The organism is Sphingomonas parva (ex Maeng et al. 2020) (genome assembly GCF_004564275.1).
Taxonomy (GTDB): domain Bacteria; phylum Pseudomonadota; class Alphaproteobacteria; order Sphingomonadales; family Sphingomonadaceae; genus Allosphingosinicella; species Allosphingosinicella parva.
The window spans coordinates 152,586-162,432 of sequence record NZ_SPDV01000009.1 but is presented as its reverse complement, the minus strand read 5'-3'; the positions used below and the strand labels follow the sequence as shown (position 1 = coordinate 162,432).

Annotated in this window: 9 protein-coding genes; 4 read left to right on the top strand and 5 right to left on the bottom strand. The window is 59.5% G+C overall.

The features are described from left to right. The 5 genes from E2493_RS06715 to E2493_RS06690 form a co-directional block, all read right to left on the bottom strand. A partial coding sequence (locus tag E2493_RS06715; RefSeq protein WP_167737344.1) for a phage integrase N-terminal SAM-like domain-containing protein occupies positions 1 to 221 on the bottom strand: 221 nt, incomplete at its 3' end. A 305-nt stretch (positions 222 to 526) separates the two neighbouring features. After that, a complete protein-coding gene (locus E2493_RS06710; RefSeq protein ID WP_135085001.1) occupies positions 527 to 1,030 on the bottom strand; it encodes a MucR family transcriptional regulator in 504 nt (167 codons plus the stop codon). Between the two features lie 819 nt (positions 1,031 to 1,849). After that, entirely contained in the window at positions 1,850 to 2,368 is a 519-nt protein-coding gene (locus E2493_RS06700) for a hypothetical protein (protein ID WP_135084997.1), read from the bottom strand. Positions 2,369 to 2,542: 174 nt separating this feature from the next. Beyond that, entirely contained in the window at positions 2,543 to 3,064 is a 522-nt protein-coding gene (locus E2493_RS06695; protein WP_135084995.1) for a dual specificity protein phosphatase family protein, read from the bottom strand. Further along, entirely contained in the window at positions 3,061 to 3,891 is an 831-nt protein-coding gene (locus E2493_RS06690) for a hypothetical protein (protein WP_135084993.1), read from the bottom strand. Before E2493_RS06690 ends, E2493_RS06695 begins: the two co-directional genes overlap by 4 nt. 628 nt (positions 3,892 to 4,519) lie before the next feature. Between E2493_RS06690 and E2493_RS06685 the strand changes: the two genes are divergently transcribed. From E2493_RS06685 to E2493_RS06670, 4 genes are all read left to right on the top strand, one after another. After that, the gene (locus E2493_RS06685) at positions 4,520 to 4,792 is read left to right on the top strand and encodes a hypothetical protein (RefSeq protein ID WP_135084991.1); all 273 of its coding nucleotides are present in this window, start codon (positions 4,520 to 4,522) and stop codon (positions 4,790 to 4,792) included. A 399-nt stretch (positions 4,793 to 5,191) separates the two neighbouring features. Next, positions 5,192 to 6,040, top strand: coding sequence for a TnsA endonuclease N-terminal domain-containing protein (locus E2493_RS06680; protein WP_135084989.1), 849 nt, complete (start codon positions 5,192 to 5,194; stop codon positions 6,038 to 6,040). Positions 6,041 to 6,633: 593 nt separating this feature from the next. Next, complete coding sequence (locus E2493_RS06675; protein ID WP_225421182.1) at positions 6,634 to 8,214, top strand: Mu transposase C-terminal domain-containing protein; 1,581 nt, start codon at positions 6,634 to 6,636, stop codon at positions 8,212 to 8,214. Next, positions 8,207 to 9,847: an ATP-binding protein gene (locus E2493_RS06670; protein ID WP_135084986.1), complete on the top strand. Its 1,641-nt coding sequence runs from the start codon at positions 8,207 to 8,209 to the stop codon at positions 9,845 to 9,847. Before E2493_RS06675 ends, E2493_RS06670 begins: the two co-directional genes overlap by 8 nt.

Sequence of the window (9,847 nt, the reverse complement as noted above, 5' to 3'; positions counted from 1 at the left end):
TTGACGGTGGGTGCCTGCGCCCCGCTCTCGGCCTGGTGGACCTGAAAGCGGCGGATATCCTCGGCCGTGGCGGTGTCGGGAGGCCGCCCCAGGAAAGCGGCGAAGCTGCGCACGAAGCGGATGTAGTCGCGCTGCGTGCCCTCGCGCAGGCCGCGCATCGCCATGTCCTCGAGCATACGCTGGCGGAGCGGGGTGATCGGACGGGGGATCTGTGTCGTCATCGCGTCTTCCTCTCGAGCTGAAGGGTGACCCCTCAGGCTCGGAGGACGACTCCGACGCGCTCAAGCGCTATCGATGACCCGCGGCCTCACCGCCCTCACCAATCCCGCGCGAGCGGGTTCGTGCATTGGCGCGCTCCCGCCGGGCCGCTTTTCGGCGCAACCTAGCCGTGAGCGGACTGGCAGCTTTGGAGATCTGCGACGAGCGTTCGGGAATGACCGGATTTGGCGCGAAACAGACGTCGAAGCGTGCCTACGAGAGGCTTCGCTCGCTCCGCCGTCGGGCACGAGACGGAGCTTTGACGGGCTTACGCCTGCTTAGCACGGCCGCGTCGCTTTGGCTGTTGGGCCGCGGGAGCGATGGGACCTGCCGCGGCCTTGCTGGCGCGGCCCTTTGAGCCGAGGCCAATCTTCTTGGCCATCGCGCGGCGGGCCTCCGAATAGTTCGGAGAAACCATCGCGGAGTCGGCTTTCAGATTGTAGCGCTGACGGTATTCATCAGGGGTAAGACCGTGGGTCGACAGGTGCCGTCGGAGGGTCTTGTAGGGCTTTCCGTCGATCATCGAGATAATGTGATCGGGGGATGCGAGGGACTTTCGCACCGAAACGGCGGGCGTGAAGCGCTGATCCTGGCCTTCGCTGCTTTCGCCAGGGGTTGGAGCACCTTCGGCGAGCTCCGTCACCGTTGCATGCATCTTCCGGAGAAACTCAGGCACCTCGTCGGCCGTGAAGCGGTTGTTCTGATTGCCGAGCCAGGCGATCGTGAGCTCGGTGGCAAGTTCTACGGCGTTCAAGTTCGGTTCGTCGGCCATGGGTACGCTCCATCACTCCAGGGACGTGTGCCGTAGACAGCTTCTGAATTCGTTTCCAGTGCTGGTGGGGCGATGCAACACCGCCCTTACACTGACCCTCAGGAGAAAACTCCTGCGTCAACCGCCTTGATGTAGTCCAACAGTTCGTCTCCGCGAGCTCGGTCAACAAGCTGCTTCGCGGTCGCCCCTGCGAACCCCGGTAGAGGTTCGCTCTCATACCATTTTTGCGCCGCGCGCGGCGAAACAAACCGACGCACGAGCTCGTCAGGGATCCGACTTTCTTCCGGCACCTCATCGCTCCTCTTTGGCCGCTCACAACGAGCGCGTTGTCAAAATCGACGCTGCCCCTAGGGGCCACTCGGTCACCGTCTTGGTCCCACATGGATTGGACAGAAGCGAGAGACCACGTGATCAATGTTGTACATTTTGGCAGGCGCGCCGCAAACTTGGCACGCTGATTCCGCTTCTCGCTTGGCCTCCTCGATCAGCGGAGCCGCGGCAGGGATCCACGGCTCTAGGTAGACGCTCAAGCTGGCAAACTTCTCCTTCGCCTGCCGCACTTCGGGCTCAGGATCCAAGCTTGCGAGGCGCTCCACCAGACGATCGTAGATCGGCCTCCATCCGGCCGGGATGTCCTCACGGTGCCGTTGGTTGCGAGCCGTGATCAAGCGGGAGACCATTTGACCGATCCTCCTTTCGAACAATCAATGTTGGGGGAGCTTGATCTCCGGGCTTGAACTAGGCCGGAGCGCGCCACTGAGTGGCGTTCGTCTACGCCCGGCAGTTGATCGAACAGTGGCCTCACGCCTGAAGGCGCCGTCATCCTATCGCTGCTCCGTCAGCATGCCCCGGGCATAGCGTCGCCAAGTAGCCGCCTGCATTGTGCGGCTGACCGGGCTCGCCGCAGAATTGGCATGATCGCTCCGCTTGGCGCATGGCGGTGTTGATCAGCACCTGCGCTTCGCGATGGGGTCGGTCGAGGTATACGCGGAGGCCCCCGAGTTTCTCCTTCGCCTGCACCACGATCGGCCGCGGATGCATGGTGGTAAACTCGTCCACTAGACGATCGTAGATCGCGTGCCATCCTTCCGGGAGGCTCTCGCGCCAGAGGCGATTACGTTCGTCGATCAGTGTGTCTGGAGGTGGCTGCCCCTCCATCCCCCACCGGCTCTCCTCCGCAGCGTCGACACCCGGTAGGGCCCGATAGATCTCGAAGCTCATCAGGACGAAGGATCGTCGCCCAAGCTCGCCGATGAAGACGATTCCTTCTTCGGTTTGCCACGCCGCGCCTGCTGGGTCCGAAAGAAATTCGTCGTTGCCGATAAAGATCTCTTTCATCTCAACCTCCAGCGGTCGTGTAGCCAAGCAACTCCGAGCGCTTCTCGACCCTAGGGCTCGAGACTGTCGCCAAGCGGCGTAAGAAAGAGGCACATTGCAGGCCCGCGCGACGGCATAGCTCCTGGGTTGGCTTCACCCGACATGACTGGCGCCGCGAGACTGGAGTAGCAGGGGTCATCGGTTCATTCCTCCTCTGTTGGGAAGGGCAGCCTCTGATCCCAGACCTTGGTAGTGACGCCTCACGATGCTTATGAGTTCGCCCTTCAAGCCAAGGATCTCGTCGAGTTGGCGGATAATGAGGCGGTTCGGAATTAGCTGAGGCCGGATACCCTTAACGCACGTGAAGGCGTCGAGCGGGGTCATGCCCAGTTGGATGAGAATGCCGATCGCGACGGCGGGCGAACGGCTCTTGCCGGCGTGACAATGGATCAACAGTCTATCGCTCGGGGCTAGATCGGCAGCGTGCGCGAGTGCGAGGCGTAGCTGCTCCTGCGTTGGTGGGACGAACCCGGGCTCGTCTTCAGCTTCGACATCGTGAAAGCGCAGTATCAGGTGAGACGACCCAAATTGGGGCAGCGGGAAGCGCAGGTCTTCTCCGACCAGACTGACTGCTTTCGTCGGCCATCCCTGCTTGAGTAGAGCGAGAGCTCGCTCGGCACTCTCGATCCGGAGCTCGACGCGTTCGTCGCCCCTCATTGGAGACCGCTCGCGAGGAACTGACTGATCTTGGTGATGGCCTCACGGCCATCCTCCTTAAAGGCCTGCCACGGCGTCCGCTTCCCTATGGGACTCCCCTCGGCCCAAGCGTGGTGCCAGAACTTCGAATAGCGATCGGGTGTCGCTATTAGGCGCATCCGCTCCTGCAATGTTCCGAATTCCACGAGTGCCTTACGCACCCGGGAATCGAGTCGCACTTCGTGGTTTCGCCAGGCGCGGAGCCACCCGGGCGGGACATCGAGTAGCTGCTCCAGCTGATGCTCAGTGAGGTTCCAAGCCGCCGGGAGGACGTCGAGGAACAGACCTATGGCATGTTCCTCGGCCGCGGCACCACCGCCCGCACGGGGCAAATACCGGGCGTCCCCGGCGCCAGCTTCACCAATCTCCATCTCGCGATCGAAGTCGTCAGGAACATGGCCGTTTCCCTTCATGAACCCGAGGCGCTGAGGCGGGTTGCCTCCGGTAAGAGATTGCTCGTTGCGAACGCAGGCCCGGGTGCGTTCCTGCCCAGCCCTGCCCTTTGCGAGCACCTGCAGAAGCAGATTCCACACGCTCTGACGGCGATCATAACCTGAGATCTCGACGATCTGCTCCCGCCGCTCAATGCCGAGTTCGGGATCTCCCGTCTCGCTCAGCACAGCTCGATAGGTATAGCCGGACCCGTGGCGTCCGCGGTTCACTATCGTTCCTTCAGCCAGCACCGTCTTTGCGTCATCGAGACCGTACGGCCAAAGCTCAACCCTTATGACGAGCATGCCCCCCCCTCTTCGTCCGTCTCTTGCGCCGCCGTTTTGCATCGGCAGCATCAGCCTTCCTCACTAGAGCTGCAATTGCCAAAGCCCGGATGAAGTCTCTGTCCCTTGAGATAGACAGCAGAAGATCGAGAACTTGCTCGGGGAGCGATGCGATGAAGGGTTCGACCAACTCTGTCGCCCGCTGCACCAGCAATGCGTGACCCTTATCGTGCCCACCCAGAGCCATGCGCCCTCCTGGTGCCTACCTGCTCGCACTGAGCCACTCCGCTCCACGAAGGCCCCTTCAGATGAGCCTGTTCAGCCCCACCAACACGAGAACCTTGTAGTGACTACAGGGTTTGAGTATATCCCACCGACCAGAAGATCAAGGGAGATCGCCAAAGGCCGTCACGAAAGGTGCCACCCGCAGAAATGCACCGAAGCCCTCCATCTCCACCGAGCTCATAATGGGGAGGAATGCGATGTTCGGCCTTCACGCCCGGAGGATTGTTTGATCGACGACCCTTACTCGCCGAAGCACGGAGATCGGCCTAGCTCCGATGCGGCAGTGTATCCCGCGGGAGGCGCGCTGGAAGTGAGGCGTCCGCAGAGAACAGACGGCGAGACTGCCTCCGGCCGTTCAGCACGGGTTATTCCATTGCCGAGGAGAAGCACACGACGAGCTCTCTACAGCGCGACCTTGGTCCACGAACAGAATGGCGTCATTGCGCATATCTTCTTTGCGATCGTTGCATCGGACGAGCATCAATTGATCGCGAGCTTGCAGAGCAGGGTCCTAATCGGTCCGACCGCCTTCGTGGCCATCAGACGTGGCTTCGATCCATCGGAGCCGGTGACCCTCTCGCTGCTGTCGGAGGCCTCAGCCAACGTTCTATCGCAGATACAGGACGCGCCCACGTCGCCACTGGCGCGCGGGTTCAGCTTGTTCATCTCGCACGGGTTCGAAGAATGACCGCCAGCCCGCCGACGACCTGCTACAGCAGCGAGAGCCTGTCTGCCCACTACCCGCGACGCACTTTTGCGGGCGCGACGACAATCCGTTTCGACCTCACTGACACATCTTGCCATGCTCACGGGTTGAAACACGTCTCACCGGCGAGGCGGCGAGGCTATGCCGAATGGCCCCCAAGTGTAGGTCAAGGTGGACAGATAGGTGCTCGTTCTGTTCCGCGGGCACGCAATCCTGTCTATCATTCCATAGCTACGGGGAGACGGCGGAGCCTCAGGGTGCCACCGACGAAATGGCGTTTGATTGAGGTGTTCGCGTTGTCCTTTGTATCGTCCTACCTAACCGCCCGCGAAGGCCGTTCCTTTAAGCGCATCAGTAGACGAGTGCTCACGAGCGTGCGCCGTGGCTAAGCGTCGCTACCGATTCGATGAGGCGAAGTACGCGCGGATGCTGAAAGAGGGGCGTGGCACTGGAGCCGGCGCCGCCTACCTTCCATGGATTGAGATACACGACATCTCGTCAAAAGGGCTAAGCGTCCGGCCCAAGGGCAAGAAGACGGGCCGCACCCACCATCTCTTATCGGCCCTCGAGTATTCGGTTTTTCTCGAGGTGGACTGGATAGATGATGTGACGGACGTGCGCGAGCAATACCCGCTGGATCGAGAGTGCACCCGTGAGATCGCGTTAGAAATGGGAGTGCGCCATCCGAACGATCACGGGACAGACATCGTGATGACTACCGATTTGCTCGTAGACGTCATGGGGCCGGCTGGTGTTCGGCTTGTCCCCATCTCCGTCAAGCCGTCCAGCGACCTAGAGAATGACCGCGTACTTGAGAAGATGCAGATGGAGATGGAATATTGGAAAAGGCGCGGGGCATCTCTCCAGATTGTTACAGAACGCGAAATATCTGAAGGTCGTACTCTCCAATTGAAATGGCTCCACGAATGGTTCTGGCTCGATCACCTTGAGGTTCCTTTTGAAGGATACTGGGAGGATCGTTGCGCCACCTTATTAGCTCGTTTGTCAAACTTCGGGGGTTCTCGCGTTGCCGATTTCATCCGCCACCTCGAAGAAGTTGAAGGATTCTGCCCCGGGGAGGCCCTCTCCGCGATCCGTCACCTGGGGGCGCGGAAACGCCTATCGATGAGCTTGGAAGGCCCGCTAAACATGAAGGGTGACTTGACTCAATTGTCACTACCCGACGCGGGCTTGGCCACCACCGGCGATATCTTGCGAGACGTGGCGTGATGCTCCTGCGGGGAGATACAATCGAGTACTGCGAAGGCACTCCGCGAATGGAGCGCGTGCTCTGGGTTGATTCGGGAGGCGCCTACTACGCGCACCTAAACCTGACCGACCCAAGCTCTCACCCTCAGGTCTCCAGGACGGCAGACGCACTGCAAGATATCGCCAGCGGACGCGCCCTCATCGCTGACAAGGCACCATTAGTGGTGCGCCCCCCAGAGGGCGTTCCGCAGAAGCATCAGCAAAAGCGGGATGCGCATTGGGCTCTGATAGAAGATATCGTCCAGAGAGAGCCCGAGGTTTACGATCGACTTAGCCGCGCTCGAATGATCAGCGCCGCAATGAGCACACACGGAGTCACCAGGCCCACAGTGGTGAAGGCGATCAACCGATACTGGCGCCGAGGCGCAGTTCCGGATGCACTCCTCCCCGACTACGCAAATTCTGGAGGGAAGGGTAAGGAGCGACACCCGGGGGATACGAAGCGAGGCCGCCCCCGAAAGGCCAGCGCAACGCCAGGGCTGAACATCAACAGAGCGTTGAGACGGACCTTTCAGGTCGCCATTCAAAGATTTGCTAAAAACAGAAAACTCGACATGAGAGCCGCCTACACAAAGATGCTGGGCGATTACTTTGGCGCGTTCACTGTAGATGCTTCTACCGGTCGAAAACGATTCCTCCCGCTGCCGGAGTTCCAAAAAACAGGATACCCATCCTTCGACCAATTCGAGTATTGGGCGACCCGCGACAACGACATGCTCGACGTTCGCAAGCGCCGACTATCGAATCGCGTCTGGGAGCTTACTGAGCGCGGCCTCACCGGCACATCCGCAGCCCAGACATGGGGACCCGGAGCGCGGTATCAAATCGATGCTACGATCGCAGACGTCTACTTGGTTTCCCGCCTAGACCCGAACAAGATCATTGGTCGGCCAGTCCTCTACGTAGTAATCGATGTTTTCAGCCGCATGGTGGTGGGGGTGTACATCGGCCTGGAGGGCCCATCGTGGGTGGGGGCGATGATGGCGCTCGCCAATACGGTAGCGTCCAAGGTGGACTTCTGCCGGAAATTTGGGATTGAGATCGATGAGTGCGAGTGGCCCGCGCAGCACCTTCCGGCCACCCTGCTAGGTGATAGGGGAGAGATCGAAAGCCGCCTCATCAACATTCTTCAGAACACTTTCAACGTCGTAATTGAGAACGCCGCTGCCTATCGCGCCGACTGGAAGGGAGTAGTGGAAACTCGGTTCAAGCTCATACCAGCGAAGTTTAAAGCTTATGTGGCCGGATACATCGAGGTGGACTACCAAGAGCGGGGTGGAACGGATTATAGACTTGATGCCACTTTGAATATTGACGATTTCACGGAGATCGTTCTCGCTCTGCTCGTCTACTACAACAACCACCATGAACTTTCCGGGTATGATCGACATCCGGGGATGACAGCGGATGGGGTTCCAGCCGTTCCAGTCGACTTGTGGAACTGGGGAATTGTGAACCAAAGCGGGCTGCTGCGGCGGTTCCCTGAAGAGCATGTGCGCTTCTCATTGATGCCGATCGACGAGGCGACCGTTACGCACCAAGGGATTCGCTACCGCGGCTTGTTCTATTCTGGTCCGCTTCCCCTTCGGGAAAATTGGTTCGACCGCGCCAGACGCAAAGGCGTCTGGAAGGTACGAATCTCCTACGATCCTCGCAACTCGGACTTCATTTACGTGCACACCCCAAACGCGGAAGTAGGATACGAGACATGTACACTGACGGCTCGCAGTCGGGAGAGCCGCAACGGGTCGTTTTGGGAGATCGGAGCTCAGCAGGGAAAACAGGCTTCTGTGTCAGCCGCTCGTGAAATGGATCAGCAGAACCGCCTGATCGAGGCGCTTGATATTGTTGAAAACGTCGTCGCCCGTGCCGCAGCTCGCAAGGAACCGTCGACAATGAGCAATGCGGAGCGGGTTAGGGGAATTCGCCCGAACCGGGCTGAAGAGAAGACAGCGAATCGCGCTCGAGAAGCCGAGGAGTTTCGGATCGGGAAGGCGGGGGACAGATCCTCGGATCCGATGGGCGAATTGATACCGTTCGAGGCGCCCTCGGCCCGCACCGTTCCGGACGAAGATGATTACGCCGCTCCGAGCATGGCTGACCTAAAGCGACTGAGAAACAACGACGATGTCTGAGCAGAGTGATACGCCCAACAAGCTCCCCGAATACGCAGGGAATCCCTTCATATCCGCCTTGCCCCCAATCTTGTCGGCGGTCGAGACCCTGGAGTTTCTCTCCTGCCCTCCACTCTTCGATGCGGCAGAGCGGGCCCTGCCGGGGCACCTGCGAAAGCACTGCCTAATGCGGCTCACGCGCTACATGGAGCCTCTCACCATGCAACTGGAGCTGGCGGAGAGGTTCGATCTCGTTCTCAGACAAGGTTACGTCGGGAGAAATCCCGCGACGGGTGCCCATCACCGCCACGTGCTCGCGGGGGCCGAACGAGTTGACGCGATGGACCTAAGCGCAATATGTGGCGTGCCACTTGAGAATACCGCGTGCGGCTTCGCGCTACTCGGGTGCCCAGGGATGGGAAAGTCAAAGTCATTTGAGCGCATCCTGAATCGCTACCCTCCTGTCATTGTACACGAGGCGCCAGTGAGCCTCACCCAACTGACGTGGATGAAGATCGATTGCCCCTACAAGGGATCGGAGAAGCAGCTATGCATCGCATTCTTCGCCGAACTCGATAGGCAGCTTGGCACAAGTTACTCTAAAGCATTCGCCAGCCCCCGCCTTGCGACAGACCACATGATGGTCCACATGGCACAAAAGGCAAGTCTTCATGGCCTAGGAGCCCTCGTCATCGACGAGATCCAGCACGTTAACGAAGCGAAGTGCGGCCCTAAGGCGATGCTTAACTTCCTTGTGACCCTCGTTAACGTTATCGGAATACCGGTAATCCTGGTAGGAACAATGGGAGCCAGAGGTGTAATTCAGGACGACTTCCGAGAAGCTAGGCGAGCCGCCGGCCTTGGCTCGTTAATTTGGGATCGGCTGCCTAACGACGATGTTTGGAACCACTTTGTCGAGCAGATGTGGCGGTACCAGTGGACAAGGGAATACACACCCCTCACACCAGAAATTCAAAGCGTTCTTTACGACGAGAGCCAAGGAATCATAGACGTCGTCGTGAAGCTCTTCATGCTAGCGCAGTTTCGAGCGATTGCTCGTGGAGAGCTAAGGCAAGCGCGTGAATTGCTGAGTCCGTCGTTGCTTCGACGCGTAGCCGCCGACGAATTCAAGATTATTCGCCCTATGATTGTAGCAATGCGCGCTAACGATCCGAAGGCATTATCAGAATACCCCGACCTCCGGCCGCTACAAGATCACGTGCAAAATACGCTTTCTGGAGCTTTGAGGACGGAGATCACGACGGGAGATCTGAAGCATGCTGCTCAGGCGGCTGCGGACAAGGCAGCCGCTCTAGCGGCCACAACAGCTCAAAGCGGCGTCGATCCCATGGAAACCGCCATACGCAGCGTCTTGACGGCTGCAGGTATGGCAGGAGACGTCGCAGAAGCGGCGATCAATGAGGCACGTAGAAACTCGAACGATCCCTTCCAAATTCTGGCCGCCATCAAGGAGATGATTGAAACCGCGCCTCAAAAGCCCGACAAGAGGAAAAAGTTGGACAAGGCTCCGTTCCTAGAGGGCGACTTGCGGGCCATAGTCGCCGCCGGCCGAGAAAAGGGTGAATCGGCGTACGACGCCCTGCTTGCGGCCGGTATCATCCCTCGGACGATATCGCAGGCCTTGGCAGCGTGA